This is a genomic window from Herbaspirillum sp. WGmk3 (assembly GCF_023952535.1).
Lineage (GTDB): Bacteria > Pseudomonadota > Gammaproteobacteria > Burkholderiales > Burkholderiaceae_D > Herbaspirillum > Herbaspirillum huttiense.
On record NZ_JAKYWT010000009.1, the window covers coordinates 14137 to 35255 of the forward strand.

Consider the following 21119-nt stretch of genomic DNA (forward strand, 5'->3'; position numbering starts at 1 on the left):
AGCACAGGCCGTGTCCATGAGGATGCATCGCTGCATCCACGCATGTCTGCATCTTGCATCTCTGCATCAACAGAACAACAACAGGAACGCCAATTGAGCCTCTACCAACTCTCCAAAAGTCATCTGCGCCGGCTATGGGTCGAATACGGCATCCTCTGGAGCGGTGCCATCATCGTCGGCCTGGTTGCGGTGCTTTATGCACAGGCCATCGAACTCGGCTTCGGTGTCTTCCGCAGTATCGAACACAGGTCGCCCTGGCTGCCGCTGCTGCTCACGCCCGCTGTCTGCGCCGCCTGCGTATGGCTCACGCGCCGCTACTTCCCCGGCTCGGAAGGCAGCGGCATCCCGCAGGCCATTGCCACCCTGCATGGGGATACCGCTGAACGCGGCAGCGTGCTGCTGTCCATCCGCGTGCTGGCCGGCAAGATCGTGCTGTCGGTGGTGGCCATCGCCGGCGGCATGACCATCGGGCGCGAAGGACCGACGGTGCAGATCGGCGCGGCCATCATGTACAACCTGCGCCGCCTGTATCCGACCGGATACGAGCACATGGAGCGCCGCCTGATCCTGGCTGGCGCCGCCGCCGGCCTGGCGGCGGCCTTCAACACGCCGCTGGCCGGCATCGTCTTCGCCATCGAGGAACTCTCGCGCAGCTTCGAACAGCGCGCCAGCGGCGTGGTCATCACCACCATCATCTTCGCCGGCCTGGTGGCGCTGTCGATCAATGGCAACTACACCTATTTCGGCTCGATTGCCTTCCCTGGCGAAACCAGCGGCCGCCTGATCCTTGCCGTGATCGTGACCGCGGTACTGATGGGCGTGGCCGGCGGACTGTTCTGCTGGCTCATCCTCAATCCCACCCGCTGGATTCCTGCCCCCGTCGTGACGCTGCGCGCCGAACGTCCGGTGGCGTTCGCGGCGCTGTGCGGTTTCATCGTCGCGGTCATCGGCGTGGCCGCCGGCGGGGCCACCTTCGGCAGCGGCTACGAACAGGCGCATGGCCTGCTCAACGACGGGCAGGGGCTGTCGGTGTTCTATCCCTTCCTCAAGTTCGCTTCCATGATCGGCTCCTACCTGCCGGGCCTGCCGGGCGGCATCTTCGCGCCTTCGCTGTCCATCGGCGCCGGCTTCGGCAACCTGCTGCACCTGCTCTTCGGCGGCACCTCGCTGCCGATGCTGGTGGCGCTGGCCATGGTGGGCTACCTCGCGGCCGTCACGCAATCGCCGATCACCGCCTTCGTGATCGTGATGGAAATGGTCGACGGCCATGCGCTGGTGATCTCGCTGATGGCCACCGCGCTGATCGCCTCGGCGGTCTCCAAGGTATTCGCACCGCCGCTGTACGAAACGCTGGCCGAACGTTATCTCAAGCACTGACGCTACACATCGTCGAAAGGCTGCGTCAATTTGACGCAGCCGCCGACACCCGCTCCCCGGGCTGCTGAGCGCCGCCTTCGTCATTCTGTCGTGCCGCGCGCGACAATATGTCGCACTCCCTCGTCGTTTTGCTTGGCCATAATCGCCCGCTGTACTTGCCTGCACAGACAGGCAGACCGATAACGACAACCCCTGGGGATTTCCATGCAACTCACTCCTTGTGCCTGCGCCATCGCGCTGGCGTTCAGCGCTTGCGGCCATGCCCTGGCCCAGACCACTTCTGATCCGGCCGATGCGCCCTTGCCGACCGTCACCGTGCGCGGTGACAAGCCTGCCGCAACGGCTCCGCTCAACGCCGACAGCGCTGCGCTGCTGGCCGATCAACCCGGTTACGCCAGCGCGGCAGCAGGCGGCGTTTCGGCGCTGCCGGTCCTCAATGGCTTCGCTGCCGACCGCCTCAAGATCCGCCTCGATGGCATGGAGGTCACCGCCGCCTGTGGCAACCAGATGAACGCACCCATGTCCTACATGCCGCCCGCGCAGGTCGGGGTGACGCGCGTGATGGCTGGCATCACGCCGGTCAGCGTGGGTGGCGACAGCATCGGCGGCACCATCGAACTGGCGTCGCCGGCGCCGCAGTTCGCGGCACAGCCGGGCGAGCTGCTGACCAAGGGTGGCTTCTCGGTGGCCGCCCGCAGCGTCAATTCGGAAGTGTCGGCGTCGGTGGAGGGCACGGTGGCCAGCGACAGTCTCTCGGTCCATTACGTGGCCAGCCAGTCGCGGGCCGAGAGCTACGTCAACGGCCGTGGCGACAAGGTGCTGGGCAGCCAGTTCGAGAGCAACAACCACGCGGTGACGGTGGCCGCACGCGGCGACGGGCAGCAACTGGTGTTCAAGGCCGGGCAGCAGTACATCCCTTACCAGGGCTTCCCGAACCAGTACATGGACATGACCGGCAACCGCTCCACCTTTGCCAACCTGGGCTATGAGCGCCGCTTCGACTGGGGCAAGCTGCTGGGCCGCGTGTACTGGCAGCGCACCGAGCATGAGATGGGATTTTTCAGCGCCGAACGCACCGGCACCATGCCCATGCAGACACAGGGCCGTGATCTCGGTTACACGCTGCGCGCGGATATCGACCTCGCGCCGGAGGGCCGCAGCGTACTGCGCGTGGGCAACGAGTACCACAGCTTCCATCTGGATGACGACTGGCCGGCCGTACCTGGCTCGATGATGATGGGCCCCCGGACCTATGTGAACATCAACGACGGCAAGCGCGATCGTTACGCCCTCTTCGCCGAGTGGGAAGGCAAGTTGAATGAACGTTGGAGCACGATCGTGGGTGTGCGCGACGAGTTGGTCAAGACCGATGCCGGCAGCGTGCAATCCTATGGCACCAACATGATGAACATGGCTGACCTGACGGCGGCCAATGCCTTCAATGCCCGCGGCCACGCGAAGACCGACAACAACATCGACCTCACTGCACTGGCGCGCTTCACGCCCGACGCCGGGCAGACCTGGGAGGTGGGCTATGCCCGCAAGACGCGTTCGCCCAATCTCTACGAGCGCTACACCTGGGGCCGCGGCACCATGGCCATGACCATGACCAACTGGTTCGGCGATGGCAACGGCTATGTCGGCAACATCGATCTCAAGCCGGAAGTGGCGCATACCCTTTCGGCCACCGCTGACTGGCACGCGTCCGACAAGGAGGGCAACGAGCCGCGCTGGTTCTTCAAGCTGACACCGTATTTCAGCTACGTCGAGAACTACATCGATGCCGATGTCATCGGCCGCTTCAATCCCTACAGCGTCAGCACTGCCTCGGGTGCGCTGCTGCAATTCGCCAATCACGATGCCCGTCTCTATGGCATCAACGCCTCCTGGAAGTGGCCGCTGTTGCGTACCGCCGGACTGGGGGACATCGCCTTCACCGGCAAGGCCGGCCTCACGCGCGGCAAGCGTGTCGATGGCGGCAACCTGTATCACATGATGCCCTTCAACGTGCTGGCCGCGCTGGAGCAGCAGCAGGGCGCGTGGACCAACCGCGCTGAAGTGAATTACGTCGCACGCAAGACATTGGTGGACAGCAATCGTCTGGAGCCGGTGACTGCCAGCTATACCGTCTTCAACCTGCGCAGCAGCTATCAGTTCAACCAGGCCATCAGCGTCAGCGCAGGCATCAGCAACCTGTTCAATCGCAACTACGCCGATGCGCTGGGCGGGGTCTACCTGTCGGGATTGGCCAAGACCAAGAGCGGCAGCCTGCAAGCCTTGCCGGGCTATGGGCGCTCGCTGGACGTGGGTGTGAACGTGCGCTTCTGAGCCACTGAGGGCGGGCGGGGCCCGGCCGATCAGAAGATCGGCATGGTCTCGGCTGCGCTGTCGCGCAAGGCTTTCTTGGCCGATTCGAACTCAGGGAAGATCGATTGCACCGTGGCCCAGAAGCGTGGGCTGTGGTTCATCTCGCGCAGGTGCGCCAGTTCATGCGCGATCACGTAATCGATCAGCGGCAGGGCGAAATGCATCAGCCGCCAGTTCAGGCGGATGCGCGCATCCGACGTGCAGGAGCCCCATTGCGTGGTGGCCGAGGACAGTGCGTAGGAGCGATATTGCACGCCCAGCTTCTCGGCATAGATCATGAGCCGCTTGCCGAACAGTTCTTCTGCGCGCGCCTGTAGCCAGCCCTGCACGCGATCCTTCAATTGCTGCTCGCCGGCGTCGGCCGGCAGGCTGATGTTGAGTTCGCGCGTGACTTCGTCAAGAAACACCGCCTGGCGCTGGCCAGTGCGGATGCGCAGCGTGATGTCGGCACCCAGATAGGGCAGGGTGGCGCCATCGCGCCATTGCATCTGCGGTTGCAGGCGACGCGCCGAACGCTCGCGGCGCTCGTTGAGCTTGGAGAGGATCCAGCGCTGCTTTTCGCGGATGGCGTTGTCGATCTCGGCCAGCGTGACCCACTTGGGCGCGGTCACGCGCAGGCCTTCATCACTGACCAGGAAACCGATGGTGCGGCGCTTGGAACGCAGCAGTGCGAAATCGATGGTGTGCTCGCCCAGCTGGATGCGGCGCTTGCCATCGGCCGGACGGGCCGTGGTCGGCGGGGCCAGCAGCGGGCTGGGAGGTGAGGGCGGTTCGGGAATGAGGGGTGTCGGCAGCGGTGCCGCATGGACGACCGGATGCGGTGTCACGATGAGCGGCGGCTGCACCGTCGGCGACGGCAGCGCCGGACCCGGATCGACGGGCGCCGCTGCCGGCGCAGCGGCGGGCGCGCCAAACAAATCCAGTTGCAGCGAGAGCTGATCGGGATTGGGTTTGGGTTTGCGGAGCAGTATCAAGGCAGTCGCGGCGTCCTGTGTTGCTGTTGGCTAAGGAGTTGGCCGCGCGGCATTACTGCGATGCAGTCGAGGCGGCCGGCCGGGGCGCGCTGTTTTTGTAGACGTCCGGCGAAATCACGCGCATCTCGGATTCTATCCAATTTTCGACGCGCTCGTTCAATTCCTGGGGATTCAGGCCTTCCGGCGAAATCGGCTTGCCGATCGAGACCGTGATGACGCCCGGCTTCTTGACGAAGCTGCCCTTGGGCCAGCATTCGCCCGAGTTCACCGCCACCGGCACCACCAGCGTATTGGTTTCCACCGCCAGGCGCGAACCACCGGCCTTGTACTTGCCCTGCGAGCCCACGGCGGTGCGCGTACCTTCCGGGAACATCATGATCCACTGGCCATCGCGCAGGCGGCGGCGGCCATGTTCCAGTACTTGCGCAAAGGCGTCACGGCCTTTCTTGCGATCGATCGGAATCATGCGCAAGAGCCCGATGCCCCAGCCGAAGAAGGGAATGTAGGTCAGTTCCTTCTTGAACACGAACACCAGCGGACGCGGCATGTTGATGACGTAGAAGATGGTTTCCCAGGCCGATTGGTGCTTGGAGAGCAGGATCACCGGCGCATCGGGCAGGTTCTCGGTGCCGCGCATTTCGTAGCGGATGCCGCAGATCACGCGCGCGGTCCAGATCACGAACACGTTCCAGCGCGAAGTCCACCAGTAGCGCTGGGCGTAAGGGAAGGGGGCCGACAGCAGGCAGGCGAAGGACCAGATGATGGTGGCCACGGCCATCAGGACCATGAAGACCACCGAACGCAGAATCAGGACAAGGCGCAAAATCGTTTCTCCCATGCCGAAGCATGTTGTTGTAATGAATGGGGTTGGCTGCGCGGTCGCAGTGACGGCACTATACCGAGACCCCGACCGGCGACTTCAGAATGAAATCAACCACTGCCGATAAATCCGGAAAAACCAGCGTGCCCGGCGGCAAGCCGCCCTTGGCCTGGGTCTTCTCGCCCTTGCCGGTCAGCACCAGGTAGGGCGCACAGCCGGCCACATAGCCCGCCTGCAAGTCGCGCAGCGAATCGCCTACGGTCGCCACACCGCCGCGCAGGCTGATGTTGAAGCGCTTGGCGATCTCGTGGAACATGCCCGGCTTGGGTTTGCGGCAATCGCAATTGTCATCGGCCGAGTGCGGGCAGAAGAATACCGCATCGATATCGGCACCGGCCTGCTGGGCCGCATTGTGCATCTTCTGGTGGATGGCGTTGAGGGTCTTGATGTCGAACAAGCCGCGCGCCACGCCGGACTGGTTGGTGGCCACCACCACGCGATAGCCGGCCTGGTTCAGGCGCGCGATCGCTTCCAGCGAACCCTTGATGGGGATCCACTCGTCGGGCGACTTGATGAAGGCATCGGAATCCTGGTTGATGACGCCATCGCGGTCGAGAATGATCAGTTTCATTCCTGCTTTCCTTCATGAATACCGCCGCGCCAGGACAAGCCCGTGCGCGGCGGATCGGTGTTGCGTGTACGACAGCCGGTAGCGTGATGGATTACGCCGCCAGCTTGGAAATGTCAGCCACCTGGTTGAGCATGCCATGCAGCGAGGCCAGCAGGGCCTGGCGATTCTTGCGCAGCTGTTCGTCCTCGGCATTGACCATCACGTCGTTGAAGAAGGCATCGACGTTCTGGCGCAGTTGCGCCAGGGCCTTGAGCGCACCGGCGAAGTCACCCGCGGCGTAGGCTGCCTGCACCTGCGGACGCGTGGTCTGCATGGCGGCGAACAGGCCCTGCTCGGCGGCTTCCTGCAGCAGGTTTTCCTGCACGGCACCGTGGGCATCGATGGCCACGCCTTCGATCTTCTTCAGGATGTTGGTGATGCGTTTGTTGGCGGCGGCCAGGGCCTCGGCTTCCGGCAAGGCGGCGAAGGCTTGCACGGCTTGCAGGCGTTCCACCACGTTGTCCAGCACGTCAGGCTGCTGGGCCACCACGGCTTCCACTTCGTTCTGCGCAAAGCCGCGCTCGCGCAGCAGGCCGCGCAGGCGGTCGTAGATGAAGGCCTGCACGTCAGCGCGCGGATCCTTGAAATTGGCGTTGCCGGCGAACAGTCCCGCAGTCGCATCCAGCAAGGCGGTCAGCGACAGCGGCAGGCGCTTTTCGACCAGCATGCGCAGCACGCCCAGGGCATGGCGGCGCAGGGCGAACGGATCCTTGTCGCCGGTCGGCTGCAGGCCGATGCCCCAGATGCCGACCAGGGTTTCCAGCTTGTCGGCCAGGGCCACGGCGGTACCGGTGGCGGTGGCAGGCAAGGCGTCGCCGGCAAAGCGCGGCTGGTAGTGTTCGGAAGCGGCCAGTGCCACTTCATCGGACTCGCCGTCGTGACGCGCGTAATACGTGCCCATGATGCCTTGCAGTTCGGGGAACTCGCCGACCATGTCGGTCAGCAGGTCGGCCTTGGCCAGCAGTGCGCCGCGCTCGGCTTGCTTGACGTCGCCGCCCAGCAGGCTGGCGATCTTGCCGGCCAGTGCCTGCACGCGCTCAGTGCGCTGCAGCTGGTTGCCCAGCTTGTTGTGGTAGACCACGTTGGCCAGTTGCGGCACGCGATCGGCCAGGGATTTTTTCTTGTCCTGCTCGAAGAAGAACTTGGCATCCGACAGGCGCGGACGCACCACGCGCTCGTTGCCGCCGATGATGTGTTCGGGGCGATCGGTCTCCAGGTTGGAAACGATCAGGAAGCGCGACCGCAGTTTGCCATCGGCGTCGGTGAGCGCAAAATATTTCTGGTTGGTCTGCATGGTCAGGATCAGGCATTCCTGCGGCACGGCCAGGAATTCATCTTCGAACTTGCATTCGTAGACCACCGGCCATTCCACCAGTGCGGTGACTTCGTCCAGCAGCGAATCCGGCATCAGCACTTGATCGCCACCGGCCTTGGCCAGCAGCGCAGTGCGGATCTTTTCGCGGCGCTCGGTGAAACTGGCGATGACCTTGCCTTGCGTGGCCAGTGCCTCGACGTAGGCATCGGGCGAGGCGATCTGCAGCACACCCGAGGACAGGAAGCGATGGCCCAGCGTGGTACGGCCGGCATCCAGGCCCAGCGTATTGATCGGCACCACGTCGTTGCCCAGCAGCGCCACCAGGTAGTGCGCGGGACGCACGAAGTGCACCGTCTCGCCGGCCGCGCGGCCGAACTGGCGCTGGTAGCTCATGACCTTGGGGATGGGCAGCTTGGACAGGCTTTCGTCGAGCGCAGCCTGCAGGCCCACGGCCAGGGCCGAACCCTTGGCGGTATAGGTGTAGAAGAAGCTCTCGGCCTTGCCATCCTGGGCGCGTTCCAGCTGGTCCGGGGTGATGACGGTGGCACCGGTGGAGGCGGCCAGTGCGGCCAGCTTCTTCACCAGCGGAGCCGACGGGCGGCCTTCGGCGTCCAATGCGACGGTCACCGGCAGCACTTTTTCGCGGATCGATTTGTCCGGCGAGGCGGCGCGCACTTGCGTGATGGAGACGGCCAGGCGGCGCGGCGTCGCGTAGGCGGTGGCGGCAGCTCCGGCATCAAGATAGCCGCGGCTTTGCAGGCCATTGAAGATGCCATTGGCGAAGGCATCGCCCAGCTTGGCCAGCGCCTTCGGCGGGAGTTCTTCGGTGACGAGTTCTACGAGGAGTGTCTGGTTCATGTTGTCTGTCTTGCTGTCTTGCTCGGGACACCGGTCAAGTCAACCGGTGCCGCATCATGTCATGTCGCTGCGTCTCAGGCGGCCGCTTGTGCCGGTGCCTGGCCCAGCATCGGGAAGCCCAGGCGTTCGCGCGATTCGAAGTAGGCCTGTGCCACCGCCCGCGAAAGATTGCGGATGCGGCCGATGTAGGCGGCGCGCTCGGTGACCGAAATGGCGCCGCGGGCGTCGAGCATGTTGAAGGTGTGGGCGGCTTTGAGCACCTGTTCATACGCGGGCAGGGCCAGCGGCACTTCCATCAGGCGCTTGGCTTCGGCTTCGTAGTTGGTGAACAGCGAGAACAGGAAGTCGGTGTTCGAGTACTCGAAGTTGAAAGTGGATTGTTCCACTTCGTTCTGGTGGAACACGTCGCCATAGGTCAGGTGCTTCTTGACGCCGTTCTCGGTCCATTCGGTCCAGACCAGGTCATAGACGTTTTCCACGCCCTGCAGGTACATGGCCAGGCGCTCGATGCCGTAGGTGATCTCGCCCAGCACCGGCTTGCAATCGAGGCCGCCGACCTGCTGGAAATAGGTGAATTGCGTCACTTCCATGCCATTGAGCCAGACTTCCCAACCCAGGCCCCAGGCGCCCAGGGTGGGGTTTTCCCAGTCATCCTCGACGAAGCGCACGTCGTTTTGCTTCAGATCCAGTCCCAGCGCCTCGAGCGAGCCCAGGTACAGGTCCAGGATGTTTTCCGGCGCCGGCTTCAGGACCACCTGGTACTGGTAGTAGTGCTGCATGCGGTTGGGGTTTTCGCCATAGCGGCCATCCTTGGGACGGCGCGAAGGCTGGACATAGGCGGCGCGCCACGGTTCCGGGCCGATCGCGCGCAGGAAGGTTGCCGTGTGCGAGGTGCCCGCGCCGACTTCCATGTCGTAGGGTTGCAGCAGTGCGCAGCCCTGGGCGTCCCAATATTCTTGCAACTTGAGGATGATTTGTTGAAATGTCAGCATCGTGTGTGGTGGCCTGGCGAACCGGCGGAGGAATTGCGAAAACCTTGAATTTTAGCGCCTTTTGGGGCGTTTGACCCGGTTTTGCCGGGGCGCGGCACTGCCGGCCCCTGGCATCGGAGATCAGTGGCGAATGCGCGCGGCCTTGTTGCGGCCCCAGGCCAGCAGCAGCATCAGCAGCGCCAGCCCGACGATGAGCTTGTTGCCCAGCAGAATGTAGGGGGTCTGGCCGCCATAGCCCTGCACCTGGCCGGAGAGCACGCCGCGCGTGTAGGGCGGCAGTTCGCTGACTGCGCCGCCCGGCAGGATCACCGCCGTGGCTCCGGTGTTGGTGGCGCGCAGCATCGGGCGGCCGGTTTCCAGCGTGCGCATCTGCGAGATCTGCAGGTGCTGGGGCAGGGCGATCGAATTGCCGAACCAGGCAATGTTGGACAGGTTCAGCAGCAGGCTGGCCTGCGGCTGGCCGGCACGGTAGGCATCGCGCAGCTGGCCGGCGATTTCTTCGCCAAACAGATCTTCGTAGCAGATGTTGGGCAGCACCCACTGGTCCTTCACGCCGAAGGGCGACTGCACCGGCGCGCCGCGCGTCATGTCGCCCAGCGGGATGTGCATCAGGTCGACGAACCAGCGGAAGCCCGGCGGGATGAATTCACCGAAGGGCACCAGATGGTGCTTGTCGTAGCGGTAGGGCATCAAGGCCGATCCCAGTCCCGGGCCGAAGCCCAGCACCGAATTGGCATACAGCTGCGGACCATCGGAGAGCGGAATGCCCAGCGCCAGATGGCTGCCGCTCTTTTGCGCGAAGCGCGCGATGCGTTCCAGGTAATCCGGCGGCAATTGCTGCGGCAGCAGCGGGATGGCGGTTTCCGGGGTGGCGATCAGGTCGGCCGGCGCGGCGCTGATCATCTGTTCGTACATGCCGAGGGTGGAGACCAGGGCATCGTTGGAGAATTTCATTTCCTGCGGAATGTTCCCCTGCAGCAGGCGCACCGTGATCGGCTGGCCTTGTGGCGTGGTCCAGTGCACCAGCTGCAAGGCCACGCCGCCCGCGCACAGCAGGGCCGCAGCACACAGCGGCAGCACGATGCGCTGGCCAGTGCCAGCCACGCCCTTGCGCGCGAGGCCCATCCACAGCAGCGCCAGGCTGCCCGCGATGAGCGCTGCGACCCAGCCGACGAAATAGACGCCGCCCACCGGGGCGAAGCCGGCCAGTGGGCCAACCGTATGCGCATAGCCCGAAATCAGCCAAGGGAATCCCGTGAAGATCCAGCCGCGCGCCCACTCCGACAGCGCCCACAGCGCCGGCAGCATGAACAGCGCCAGCACCAGCGGCGAGGACGACCAGCGATGGCGCAGCCAGCCTGCCAGCGCGGTAGCCGCACCCGCATACAAGCCCAGATAGAGCGCCAGCAAGCCCACGGCCAGTGCCGCCATCCAGCCCGGCATGCCGCCGTAGTCATGCATGCTGATGTAGAGCCAGTGCACGCCCGCCGCCGCCCAGCCGAAACCGTACAGCCAGCCGCGCAGGAAGTGGCGGCCGGTGGAGGCTTGCGGTTGCGCCAGCACGCCATGGAACAGCCAGGCCAGGGTCAGGATCTGCAAGGGCCACAGCTTGAAGGGCGCGAAGGCGAAGACGTTGACCGCACCCGCTGCCACCGGCAGCAGCAGGGCCAGCGCCGTGCCGAGGCGGCCGCGCGCAGCGGTCGCGCCGCGCGGCAGCGGCAGGTCTTGGGAGGAGGGGGAAGTCACGGTTGCAACGGCAGGCAGATCAGGCGATTCACTCGTCGTCCAGCGGTGCCGGCGGCAGCTTGGACACCAGCAGCACGTGGACCTGGCGCGCATCGGCGCGCAGCACTTCGAAGTGCAGGCCATCGATGTCGAATTCGTCGCCCTTGCGCGGCACGCGGCCCACGTGATTGGCGACCAGTCCGCCGATGGTGTCGGCGTCTTCGTCGGAGAAGCGGCTGCCCACTTCCGCGTTGAACTGCTCGATCTCGGTCAGGGCTTTCACGCGCCAGCGCGCGCCGTGCGGGCCATCCTTGAGGGCCAGCACATTGTCTTCGGCTTCATCGAAATCGTATTCGTCCTCGATGTCGCCGACGATCTGTTCCAGCACGTCCTCGATGGTGATCAGGCCGGCCACGCCGCCGTATTCGTCCACCACCACGGCCATGTGGTTGCGGTTGGCGCGGAAGTCGCGCAGCAGTACGTTCAGGCGCTTGGATTCGGGAATGAAGATGGCCGGACGCAGCATGTCGCGCACGTCGAAGGATTCCTCGGCGTAGTAACGCAGCAGGTCCTTGGCCAGCAGGATGCCGATCACCTTGTCGCGCTCGCCATCCACGGCGGGGAAGCGCGAGTGGGACGTGGCCAGCACTTCGGGCATCCAGGTTTCGATCGGTTTGGAAATGTCGATGGTGTCCATCTGCGAGCGCGGCACCATGATGTCGCGCACGGCCAGGTCGGAGACCTGGAACACGCCTTCGATCATCGACAGCGCATCGGCGTCGATGAGATTGCGCTCGTGTGCGTCGTGCAACACTTCGAGCAGTTCTGCCCGGTTCTCGGGCTCGGGGGAAATCAGTGCGGTGAGTCGTTCAAACAGGGAACGATGGGGTTTAGCGTCAGACTTGACGCTACTAGGGTGATCTTGCATGGCGTTAGGCGCGAGCCCGACGTAGTTTCGAAGAGCCATAGGATACAACAATTATGTGACAAGTCCACTAAAGGCCCGGCCACAGCGGGCCGCCGTCCCGCTTGCCTCTTGGAAATTCCGATGTCTTCACGCCATTTCACCGAGCAAAAAAAAGCCGGCATTCACGATGCCGGCAAGTACACCCTCAGGGAAAAACTTTCTGCCTGGCGCTCAGGCGTAGCTCAGGGCCGGCATCGCCGTGTCTTGGGAATATTGCTGCACAGCGGCCTGCTGCGAGCCGCGTACACCGCCAGGTGCAGCCTGCTCGGCCGAGAGCTTGAAGATGCTCACCACATCGGTCAGGGCCACGCTCTGTTGCTGCATGGAGGCGGCGGCCGCGGCAGCCTGTTCCACCAGGGCGGCGTTCTGCTGGGTGGTTTCGTCGATCCGGGCCACGGCGGTGTTGATCTGTTCCAGGCCGGCAGTCTGCTCGGCGCTGGCGGCGCTGATGTCCTGCACGATGTGGGTCACGCTCTGGATGCTCCTGACCACTTCGTCCATGGTCGACCCGGCTTCGCTGACCTGCTTTTCACCAGTAGCCACCTTGGCGACCGATTCATTGATGAGCGTCTCGATTTCCTTGGCGGCAACAGCCGAGCGCTGGGCCAGCGAGCGCACTTCGGAGGCGACCACCGCGAAACCACGGCCTTGCTCACCGGCACGGGCCGCTTCCACTGCAGCATTCAGGGCCAGGATGTTGGTCTGGAAGGCAATGCCGTCAATCACGCTGATGATGTCCACGATCTTGTGCGAGGAGGTGCTGATGGCGTGCATGGTTTCGACCACGCGGTTCACGGCGGCGCCGCCCTTGGTGGCCACGTCCGAGGCATTGTCGGCCAGTCGCTTGGCTTCGCGGGCATTGTCGGAGGTCTGCTTGACGGTGGCAGTCAGCTGCTCCATCGCCGAGGCGGTTTCCTGCAGCGAGCCGGCTTGCTGCTCGGTGCGGTGGGACAGATCCATGTTGCCGCGCTTGATTTCGTCTGAGGCCACGGCGATGGTGTCGGTACCATGGCGCACTTCACCGACGATGGCCACCAGGCTGTCATTCATGCCCTTGAGCGCGGCCATCAGCTGGCCCAGCTCATCCTTGCTGGTGACTTCGATGCGGCTGCCGAGGTCACCCGCTTGCACGCTCTGCGCCACGCTCACGGCCTGGGCCAGCGGACGGGAGATCGAGCGGGTCAGCAGCCAGGCGATCAGGCCACCCAGGACCAGGGCCGCAATGCTGGCTCCCGTCATGGTCCACTTGGCCATGGCGTAGGCGGCTTCAGCTGCGTCCACATTGGCTGCGGAATTCTTGCGCAGCAGCTTGTTGAATTGCTCCACGTGGGCAATCACGCGATTGAGGATGGGCATGCAATCCTTGACCAGCGAAACGCGGGCCGCATCGTTCTGTTGCGAGGTCGCCAGCTTGACGATATTGACGGCCACCGGCAGGTATTGCGCCTCCAGCTTGCGCAGTTGCTCCAGCATGTCGCGTTCCTGCGGCGTGGTCGCCGGATCTTGCATCAGGCGGGTCAGCTCGGCCATGCCGGAATCGATATCTTTCTGGGCGCTGCCGACCAGGTCGAGATCGCCTTTCTGTTCGGCAGTCCCATTGACCAGCGTCAGGTTGCGGGCTGCAATGGCGCGCAGGCCCACGGCGAATTGCACTTTGGAAAGTGCTTCAAGCTTGCCCTCGTCGATGGAGGTCAGGAAGACGATGCGATCATTCAGACGCGAGACTTGCTGCAGGCCGAAGCTGGCGACGGCCACCAGCAGGACCAGTACGGCGGCAAAGCCAAGGCCAAGACGATGGCCGATCTTCAGGTTCTTCATGACATCCTCCCCGATGGGTTTAATTGGTGTGGAAGCATTCTCGTTCAGCCGGAGTCCGCTTCCCATCGGGCTTTTCCTGAATTGCCTAGTTAAATGTCAGCGGAAAATCACCGGCAAATTGTCACTCCATTACGAAACGGAAAAAATCGATGATCACATCGGAAAAATCGATTACTTTTTGGCGTGATAAAGCGGCAACGGCTTGAGGCAAAGCAACAAAAATGAAACCTGGGCCGGAAACAAAAAACGGCCTGCAGTAGCAGACCGTTGTTTGCGACATCAGATTGCGTTGCCGAAGCGGCAAGGCAGTCTCTGCTTCAGCGTGACTTGTAGGGATTGTCGTAGCCCAAGGTAGCCAGGATCTCGGTTTCCAGCGCTTCCATCTCGTTGGCTTCCTCATCGTCCTCGTGATCATAGCCCTGCGCATGCAGCACGCCATGCACCACCAGGTGAGCGGTGTGTTCTTCCACGGTCTTCTTCTGCTCGGCGGCTTCCTTCTCCAGCACGTCGGTACAGAAGATGATGTCGGCTTCGGTGACTTCGCTGTCTTCATCTTCCGTATAAGCGAAGGTCAGCACGTTGGTGGCGTAGTCCTTGCCGCGATAGTCGCGGTTGAGGTCACGGCCTTCTTCGGAACCGACGAAACGCAGCGTCAGTTCGGCCGGCGCAAACAGCGCGGCCTGCACCCAGCGGCGCAGGAGAGGGCGGGTGATGCTGTCCTTGAGGCGGTCGTCGGCATATTGCACCGACAGCGTGAGTTTATGTTTTGGCATGGCGCGGCTTGGCGGATTTGGTCAGGAGATTGGTGGCAGTGCGGGCAGTGGCGCGCGCGGTATCCGGGCGCGGGTTGCCGGCGGCATCATAGGCATCGACGATGCGCGCCACCAGCGGATGGCGGACCACGTCGGCACTGGTGAAGCGCGAGAAGGCGATGCCGCGCACATCGTGCAGTACCGACAGCGCATCGACCAGGCCGCTCTTCTGGCCGTGGTGCAAGTCAACCTGGGTGACGTCGCCGGTGATGACAGCCTTGCTGCCGAAACCGATGCGGGTCAGGAACATCTTCATCTGTTCCGGCGTGGTGTTCTGCGCTTCGTCCAGAATGATGAAGGCGTGATTGAGCGTGCGGCCGCGCATGTAGGCCAGCGGCGCGATCTCGATGGCCTGCTTCTCGAAGAGCTTCTGCGTGCGGTCAAAGCCCAGCAGGTCATACAGCGCGTCATACAGCGGACGCAGATATGGATCGACCTTCTGTGCCAGGTCGCCCGGCAGGAAGCCCAGGCGCTCGCCCGCTTCCACGGCCGGGCGCGTGAGGACGATGCGCTGCACGGCATCGCGCTCCAGCGCATCGACCGCGCAGGCCACGGCCAGGTAAGTCTTGCCGGTACCGGCCGGGCCAACACCGAAGGTGATGTCGTGTTCCAGGATGGCATTCAGATACTGGCTCTGGTGCGGCGTGCGTCCGCGCAGGTCGTGCTTGCGGGTTTTCAGGATGGGGCTCTCGGGCAGCGGGTCCTGGCTCTCCTTGTCATCGGCGGCAGGCGCAGCCGGTGCAGCAGCGGCCTTGCCACGGCGCGCCGGCAGCGGCGGCAGGCCGGCTTCTTCGTCGGCGGCGGCGTTGGCGCGCTGCTCCACCAGGGCCAGCTGGATATCGTCCACGGCCACCGGACGGTCGGCCTTCTCGTAGAAACGTTCCAGCACTTCCACGGCGCGTTCGGCGTTGGTGCCGGTAACCACGAAGCGGTCGCCACGGCGGAAGATGGTCACGTCCAGCGCGGCGGAAATCTGGCGCAGGTTTTCATCGAGCGCACCGCACAGGTTGGCCAGGCGCTTGTTGTCCAGCGGCTGGGGCGTGAAGTGATGAGGCTGATTGGGGATTTTTTTCAATGCACGATTCCGGTTAAGGGGATTGAATCATCAATGACGGGTCACGATCTCGCCACGCAGCGAGAAGGGGAAGGCTTCTGTCACGCGGACTTCGATGATCTCGCCGATCAGGCGCTGGCCGTTCAGACCACCGTCGAAGTTGACCACGCGATTGCTCTCGGTGCGGCCTTGCAGCTCATGCTCGCGGCGCTTGGAAATGCCTTCCACCAGCACCTTCTGCACCGTGCCGACCTGCGCGGCACTGATCTTTGCCGCGTTCTCGTTGAGCGCAGCCTGCAGGCGCTGCAGGCGGGCCAGCTTGACTTCCTGCGGGGTGTCGTCGGTCAGGCTGGCGGCGGGCGTGCCGGGGCGCGGGCTGAAGATGAAGGAGAAACTGTTGTCGAAGCCCACATCGGCCACCAGCTTCATGAGCGCTTCGAAATCTTCCTCGGTCTCGCCGGGGAAGCCGACGATGAAGTCCGATTGCACCGTGATATCCGGACGCACCTTGCGCATGCGGCGGATCACCGACTTGTATTCCAGCGCGGTATAGCCGCGCTTCATCGCCGCCAGCGTGCGGTCCGAGCCATGCTGCGCCGGCAGGTAGAGGTGATTGCAGAGCTTGGGCACCTTGGCATAGGTGTCGATCAGGCGCTGCGAGAATTCCTTGGGATGGCTGGTCACGAAGCGGATGCGCTCGATGCCCGGCAGCTCGGCGATGTATTCGATCAGCAGGGCGAAGTCGGCGATCTCGCCATCTTCCATCACGCCGCGATAGGCATTGACGTTCTGGCCCAGCAGCATGATTTCCTTGACACCCTGGTCGGCCAGCCCGGCCACTTCGGTGAGCACATCCTCAAAGCGGCGCGAGACTTCCTCGCCGCGCGTATAGGGCACCACGCAGTAGCTGCAATACTTGCTGCAGCCTTCCATGATGGAGACATAGGCGGTCGCCCCTTCCACGCGGGCCGGCGGCAGGTGGTCGAACTTCTCGATCTCGGGGAAGCTGATGTCCACCTGCGGACGGCCGCTGTAGCGCCGCTCGGAGATCATCTGCGGCAGGCGATGCAGGGTCTGCGGGCCGAACACCATGTCCACGAAGGGTGCGCGCTTGATGATGGCGTCGCCTTCCTGCGAGGCCACGCAGCCGCCCACGCCGATGAGCAGGTCGGGTTTGTCCTTCTTCAGCGCACGCAGGCGGCCCAGGTCGGAAAACACCTTCTCCTGCGCCTTCTCGCGAATCGAGCAGGTGTTCAGCAGGATCACGTCGGCCTCTTCCGGACGATCGGTCTTGACGAGGCCTTCGGCGAGATGGAGCACGTCGGCCATCTTGTCCGAGTCGTACTCGTTCATCTGGCAGCCGAAGGTTTTGATGAATACTTTTTTCTGCATAAATCTTTATCAGGCGAAGAGCGCAGGAAGGACGCATGGAACATGCGCGCGCCGGCGAGGAGGAGGGCGGCGGGCCGCTGGAATCTGCTGCTGCAGCGGTGGAGGAGCCCATCCCCGGAGGTTCGCGATTATAGCACCGCACGCCCCGGGCAGCGGCCGCCAGGGCAGGCCGGACTTGTCCGTGCGGCAATTCTCAGAGTTGCGTGCAGCAGTCCTGCAGCCATGCCAGCACGGCGCGCAGCCGGGGCAGGGTCTTGATGTCGCGATGGAATACCGCCCACAGTTCGCGCTGCAGCTGTGGCGCGGACTCCACAGTCTGCAGTTCCGGTGCCAGCAGATAGCTTGGCAGCAAGGCCAGCCCGACCCCGGCGCGCGCGGCCATGCACTGCGCCACCAGGCTGGTGCTGCGCAAACGCACCGGGTTGCCGGCGGCATGGTCGGCGATCCAGCGCGTCTCCGGAATGTCCGGCACGCCGTCATCATAAGCGACGAAGGGTGCCATCTTGCGCGCCCGGTGCCATTGCGCGACGTTGTCAGCCGTGCCACAGAGGTAGAAGCGCACTTCACCCAGCGGCCTGGCGATCAGTTCTCCATCCTGGGGCTTGCCGAAGCGCAGGGCCAGGTCGGCTTCGCGCCGCGCCAGGCTCAGGGTCTGGTGGCCCAGCGCGAATTCCACGTCCAGCGCTGGCCATTGCTCCAGCAGAGCGGGCAGGCGCGGGGCCAGGAACATGGTCCCGATGGCATCGGTGCAGGCCAGGCGCAGCTTGCCTTCCAGCCGCAGGTCCCCGCCCGCCAGGGTGCGCGCCAGTTGCCGGGTCTGTTCCTGCATGGCGCGGGCAGCCGTCAGCACGCTCTCGCCCAGGCGGGTCAGTTCAACATCCTCGGCGCGGCGCAGGTACAGCGGACCCTGCAAGGCCTCTTCCAGCAGTTGCAGGCGGCGGCCGATGGTGGCATGCGTGACGCCCAGCGCGCGGGCCGCGCCGGAGAGGCTGCCGGCTTCGACGAAGGCGGCGAAGCTGCGCAGGCTTTCCCAGTCGGCATCCAGGGCGGCATGCATGGCTTGCGGGGAGGGCAAGGGCGCGGCCTTGCTGCGGGCTGTTAATTTTTTCACAGGGGCCTGGCGATTTTGGTGAATGGCAGTGCGAATTTTATCGGACTAAGATGGTCCGTCACTGTGCATTGACGTTCAGTTGCAGCGTTTTATCGACTTCTCTCGAACATTTTTTAACAAGGAACCGCGCATGTCCTCACCCCAGACCCTGATCCAGATCGCCGGTGGCAGCGCCCGCGCCGCCACCTGGCAGGAAGCCGTCCTGCTCATCATCGACCACCAGACCGAATACACCACCGGCCGCGCCCCGCTGGCCGGCATCGATGCCGCGGTCGGCCAGATCGCCGAGCTGCTGCGCCAGGCCCGTGCCGCCGGTGCGCCGGTGATCCACATCGTCCACCACAGCAAGCCGGGCAGTGCCATGTTTGATCCGCAAGGTCCGCACGTGGCCATCATCGATGGTGTGCAGCCGCAGGGTGAGGAACTGGTGCTGCCCAAGGGCCTGCCCAATGCCTTCGCCGGCACTGCGCTGGACGAGGCCATCAGGAAGACCGGCCGCAAGTCCCTGATCGTGACCGGCTTTGCCACCCACATGTGCGTGAGTGCCACTGTGCGCTCGGCGCTGGACCATGGCTATGCCTCCACGGTCGTGGCGGCTGCCTGCGCCACCCGCGACCTGCCAGATCCCCTGGGCGGTGCGCCGGTCAAGGCGGCCGAGGTCCAGCGTGTGGCGCTGACCGAACTGGCCGATCGCTATGCCACCGTGGTAGCAGATGCGGCGGCGCTGGCCGGGGCCTGATCTCATTGCATCACGGCTTTTTCGCACTGCGCGAAAAAGACAATCACAAGGACGCTACCACCGAGGTAGCGTCCTTTTTTCATGCAGCTTGAAAATGATCTGACTTATTCATAAGGGGATCGATATCGAAAAAATTCAAAGAAAATTTCATCACGTTGACGACGAGGAACTAGCAATAATTAGAAATAACGCATGAATATTCAGGAGTGCTGAAATTCAGGAGACAGAATCGCTTAGTTTGTCGGCTTTCCGCAATTCGCGCATGTCCGCATCCGGTTGGCACGACAGCCGCCTGCCATGCGGCAGATGGGCGAGGCAAGCACAACAGGAGAAGCTGCTGTTGTGCTGCATTTCAATAAAGAACGCGCACGGCGCGCACGGATGGACTGGCAGGCCGTCCTTAGAAAAAGGAATGAGTCGACCATGATTCCGGCCCCCTTCAGCGACCGGCTCGCAGCGCTGCTGGCCCGAGGCCAGCGCACCATACTCGGCATCGCCGGTCCGCCCGGCAGCGGCAAGTCCACGTTCGCCGCTGCGCTGCTGGCGCATGCACAGGCGCACGGACTGACGCAGTCCGTCATCCTGCCCATGGATGGCTACCACCTCGCCAATGCGGAGCTGGCACGGCTGGGCCGCGCCACGCGCAAAGGGGCGGAAGATACCTTCGACAGCGCCGGTTACGTCCACCTGCTGGCGCGGCTGCGCCAGCAGCAGGCCGATGAAGTCATCTACGCACCGCAATTCCTGCGCGAGATCGAGGAAGCCATTGCCGGCAGCATCGCCATCCCTGCTGATACCCGGCTCATCATCACCGAAGGCAATTACCTGCTGCTCGACCGCGGCCACTGGTCGCGCGTGCGGCCCTTGCTCGATGAGGTCTGGTATGTCGATGTCGATCCTGCCGTGCGGCTGCAGCGGCTGATTGCGCGCCACGTGCAGTTTGGCCGCAGTCCGGAAGAGGCCGAGGCGTGGGTGATGCACAGCGATGAAATCAACGCAGCGCTGATCGAAACGACGCGCAGCCGTGCCGACCAGATTGTTCGCCGGGACTGACCGTTCCGGCGTGTTGTATGCAGCAAGCAGCAAGCAGCAAAGGGCCGCGACAGGCCCCAGCCATCCCCCTCGAACTTCCAACAAGAACGGAGACCAGCATGATCCAGAAAACCCTCGCCATCGCCTGCGCCACTCTTGCACTGGGCGCCGCCACGGCCACTGCACAGGCCGCGGACAAGCCCCTCAAATCGGTCGGTGTCACCCTCGGCGATTTGGCCAATCCGTTCTTCGTGGCCATCGCCAAGGGCGCTGAAAGCGGCGCCCACAAGATCAATCCGGATGCCAAGGTCACCGTGGTCTCGTCCAAGTATGACCTCAACACCCAGGTCGGCCAGATCGAGAACTTCATCGCCAACAAGGTCGACCTGATCGTGCTCAATGCGGCCGACTCCAAGGGCGTCGGCCCGGCCGTGAAGAAGGCCAAGAAGGCCGGCATCGTGGTGGTGGCCGTGGACGTGGCCGCAGAAGGTGCGGATGTGACCGTCATGTCGGATAACACCATGGCCGGCGCCGAGTCCTGCAAATTCATTGCCGACAAGCTGCAGGGCAAGGGCAATGTGGTCATCGTCAATGGTCCGCCGGTCTCGGCGGTGATGGACCGCGTCACCGGCTGCAAGGCCGAGTTCAAGAAATCGCCCGGCATCAAGATTCTTTCCGACAACCAGAACGCCGGCGGCAGCCGTGATGGCGGCATGACCACCATGTCCAATCTGCTGGCCGCGCAAGGCAAGATCGATGGCGTCTTTGCCATCAACGACCCGACTGCTATCGGTGCCGAGCTTGCGATCCGCCAGGCCAAGCGCAGCGACATCAAGGTCATCACCGGTGTCGATGGTGCACCCGATGCCGAGCGCGCGCTCAAGGACAGCAAGTCGCTCTTCGCCGCCTCGCCCGCGCAGGACCCGTATGGCATGGCTGCTGAAAGCGTGGCCATCGGCTATCAGGTCATGAATGGCCGCGCCCCCGAGAAGGCCGTCAAGCTGCTGCCGGTCAAGCTGATCACGCGCGACAACGTGGCGGATTACAAGGGCTGGGTCCCGGCCAACTGAAGCCACGCATCTGGTAGCTCACCTCA

17 protein-coding genes are annotated in these 21119 nt (G+C 63.9%); 5 read left to right on the forward strand and 12 right to left on the reverse strand.

From position 1 onward, the window contains the following. Nucleotides 1–93: 93 nt before the first annotated feature. Together MKD49_RS24765 and MKD49_RS24770 are read left to right on the forward strand one after the other, a co-directional pair. On the forward strand, nt 94–1377 hold the full coding sequence (locus MKD49_RS24765; protein WP_209533528.1) for a chloride channel protein: 1284 nt from the start codon (nt 94–96) through the stop codon (nt 1375–1377). Between the two features lie 204 nt (nt 1378–1581). Beyond that, nucleotides 1582–3705, forward strand: a complete 2124-nt coding sequence (locus MKD49_RS24770) for a TonB-dependent receptor (RefSeq protein ID WP_252697616.1) — start codon at nt 1582–1584, stop codon at nt 3703–3705. Nucleotides 3706–3734: 29 nt separating this feature from the next. Here MKD49_RS24770 and MKD49_RS24775 read toward each other — a convergent pair whose 3' ends face one another. From MKD49_RS24775 to MKD49_RS24830, 12 genes are all read right to left on the reverse strand, one after another. Beyond that, nucleotides 3735–4718 (reverse strand): M48 family metallopeptidase, encoded by a 984-nt coding sequence (locus tag MKD49_RS24775; RefSeq protein WP_252697617.1) that lies wholly within the window; start codon nt 4716–4718, stop codon nt 3735–3737. A 52-nt stretch (nt 4719–4770) separates the two neighbouring features. Further along, on the reverse strand, nt 4771–5556 hold the full coding sequence (locus MKD49_RS24780) for a 1-acyl-sn-glycerol-3-phosphate acyltransferase (protein ID WP_175342662.1): 786 nt from the start codon (nt 5554–5556) through the stop codon (nt 4771–4773). Between the two features lie 55 nt (nt 5557–5611). Continuing rightward, nucleotides 5612–6169 carry a D-glycero-beta-D-manno-heptose 1,7-bisphosphate 7-phosphatase gene (gene gmhB / locus MKD49_RS24785; protein ID WP_017451462.1) on the reverse strand — a complete coding sequence of 186 codons (558 nt, stop codon included), beginning with the start codon at nt 6167–6169 and terminating at the stop codon, nt 5612–5614. 91 nt (nt 6170–6260) lie between these two features. Beyond that, nucleotides 6261–8381, reverse strand: a complete 2121-nt coding sequence (gene glyS, locus MKD49_RS24790; protein ID WP_252697618.1) for a glycine--tRNA ligase subunit beta — start codon at nt 8379–8381, stop codon at nt 6261–6263. A 74-nt stretch (nt 8382–8455) separates the two neighbouring features. After that, on the reverse strand, nt 8456–9373 hold the full coding sequence (glyQ, locus tag MKD49_RS24795) for a glycine--tRNA ligase subunit alpha (RefSeq protein ID WP_039790129.1): 918 nt from the start codon (nt 9371–9373) through the stop codon (nt 8456–8458). A gap of 120 nt (nt 9374–9493) precedes the next feature. Next, complete coding sequence (gene lnt, locus MKD49_RS24800; RefSeq protein ID WP_252697619.1) at nt 9494–11119, reverse strand: apolipoprotein N-acyltransferase; 1626 nt, start codon at nt 11117–11119, stop codon at nt 9494–9496. A 28-nt stretch (nt 11120–11147) separates the two neighbouring features. Then, nucleotides 11148–12026: an HlyC/CorC family transporter gene (locus tag MKD49_RS24805; protein WP_034332131.1), complete on the reverse strand. Its 879-nt coding sequence runs from the start codon at nt 12024–12026 to the stop codon at nt 11148–11150. Between the two features lie 210 nt (nt 12027–12236). Then, nucleotides 12237–13883 carry a methyl-accepting chemotaxis protein gene (locus MKD49_RS24810; RefSeq protein WP_252697620.1) on the reverse strand — a complete coding sequence of 549 codons (1647 nt, stop codon included), beginning with the start codon at nt 13881–13883 and terminating at the stop codon, nt 12237–12239. A 317-nt stretch (nt 13884–14200) separates the two neighbouring features. Further along, entirely contained in the window at nt 14201–14656 is a 456-nt protein-coding gene (ybeY, locus tag MKD49_RS24815; RefSeq protein WP_008325707.1) for an rRNA maturation RNase YbeY, read from the reverse strand. Then, the gene (locus MKD49_RS24820; protein ID WP_252697621.1) at nt 14643–15770 is read right to left on the reverse strand and encodes a PhoH family protein; all 1128 of its coding nucleotides are present in this window, start codon (nt 15768–15770) and stop codon (nt 14643–14645) included. Before MKD49_RS24820 ends, ybeY begins: the two co-directional genes overlap by 14 nt. A gap of 30 nt (nt 15771–15800) precedes the next feature. Next, nucleotides 15801–17141 (reverse strand): tRNA (N6-isopentenyl adenosine(37)-C2)-methylthiotransferase MiaB, encoded by a 1341-nt coding sequence (miaB, locus tag MKD49_RS24825; protein ID WP_252697622.1) that lies wholly within the window; start codon nt 17139–17141, stop codon nt 15801–15803. 193 nt (nt 17142–17334) lie between these two features. Beyond that, nucleotides 17335–18252 carry a LysR substrate-binding domain-containing protein gene (locus MKD49_RS24830; RefSeq protein ID WP_252697623.1) on the reverse strand — a complete coding sequence of 306 codons (918 nt, stop codon included), beginning with the start codon at nt 18250–18252 and terminating at the stop codon, nt 17335–17337. A gap of 130 nt (nt 18253–18382) precedes the next feature. On the opposite strand from MKD49_RS24830, the gene MKD49_RS24835 reads away from it, so the two are divergent. From MKD49_RS24835 to MKD49_RS24845, 3 genes are all read left to right on the forward strand, one after another. Continuing rightward, the gene (locus MKD49_RS24835; protein WP_252697624.1) at nt 18383–18991 is read left to right on the forward strand and encodes a cysteine hydrolase family protein; all 609 of its coding nucleotides are present in this window, start codon (nt 18383–18385) and stop codon (nt 18989–18991) included. A gap of 423 nt (nt 18992–19414) precedes the next feature. Continuing rightward, nucleotides 19415–20044 carry a nucleoside/nucleotide kinase family protein gene (locus tag MKD49_RS24840; protein ID WP_121037665.1) on the forward strand — a complete coding sequence of 210 codons (630 nt, stop codon included), beginning with the start codon at nt 19415–19417 and terminating at the stop codon, nt 20042–20044. A gap of 98 nt (nt 20045–20142) precedes the next feature. Next, nucleotides 20143–21093 carry an ABC transporter substrate-binding protein gene (locus MKD49_RS24845; RefSeq protein WP_209533518.1) on the forward strand — a complete coding sequence of 317 codons (951 nt, stop codon included), beginning with the start codon at nt 20143–20145 and terminating at the stop codon, nt 21091–21093. The last annotated feature ends 26 nt before the right edge of the window (nt 21094–21119 follow it).

What these genes read in the sequence shown, in the direction of transcription:
- MKD49_RS24810 (WP_252697620.1), bottom strand. Translation starts at nt 13,883, where the DNA reads ATGAAGAACCTGAAGATCGGCCATCGTCTTGGCCTTGGCTTTGCCGCC.
- miaB (WP_252697622.1), bottom strand. Translation starts at nt 17,141, where the DNA reads ATGCAGAAAAAAGTATTCATCAAAACCTTCGGCTGCCAGATGAACGAG.
- glyQ (WP_039790129.1), bottom strand. Translation starts at nt 9,373, where the DNA reads ATGCTGACATTTCAACAAATCATCCTCAAGTTGCAAGAATATTGGGAC.
- glyS (WP_252697618.1), bottom strand. Translation starts at nt 8,381, where the DNA reads ATGAACCAGACACTCCTCGTAGAACTCGTCACCGAAGAACTCCCGCCG.
- MKD49_RS24805 (WP_034332131.1), bottom strand. Translation starts at nt 12,026, where the DNA reads ATGCAAGATCACCCTAGTAGCGTCAAGTCTGACGCTAAACCCCATCGT.
- MKD49_RS24835 (WP_252697624.1), top strand. Translation starts at nt 18,383, where the DNA reads ATGTCCTCACCCCAGACCCTGATCCAGATCGCCGGTGGCAGCGCCCGC.
- MKD49_RS24840 (WP_121037665.1), top strand. Translation starts at nt 19,415, where the DNA reads ATGATTCCGGCCCCCTTCAGCGACCGGCTCGCAGCGCTGCTGGCCCGA.
- MKD49_RS24845 (WP_209533518.1), top strand. Translation starts at nt 20,143, where the DNA reads ATGATCCAGAAAACCCTCGCCATCGCCTGCGCCACTCTTGCACTGGGC.
- ybeY (WP_008325707.1), bottom strand. Translation starts at nt 14,656, where the DNA reads ATGCCAAAACATAAACTCACGCTGTCGGTGCAATATGCCGACGACCGC.
- MKD49_RS24780 (WP_175342662.1), bottom strand. Translation starts at nt 5,556, where the DNA reads ATGGGAGAAACGATTTTGCGCCTTGTCCTGATTCTGCGTTCGGTGGTC.
- gmhB (WP_017451462.1), bottom strand. Translation starts at nt 6,169, where the DNA reads ATGAAACTGATCATTCTCGACCGCGATGGCGTCATCAACCAGGATTCC.
- MKD49_RS24770 (WP_252697616.1), top strand. Translation starts at nt 1,582, where the DNA reads ATGCAACTCACTCCTTGTGCCTGCGCCATCGCGCTGGCGTTCAGCGCT.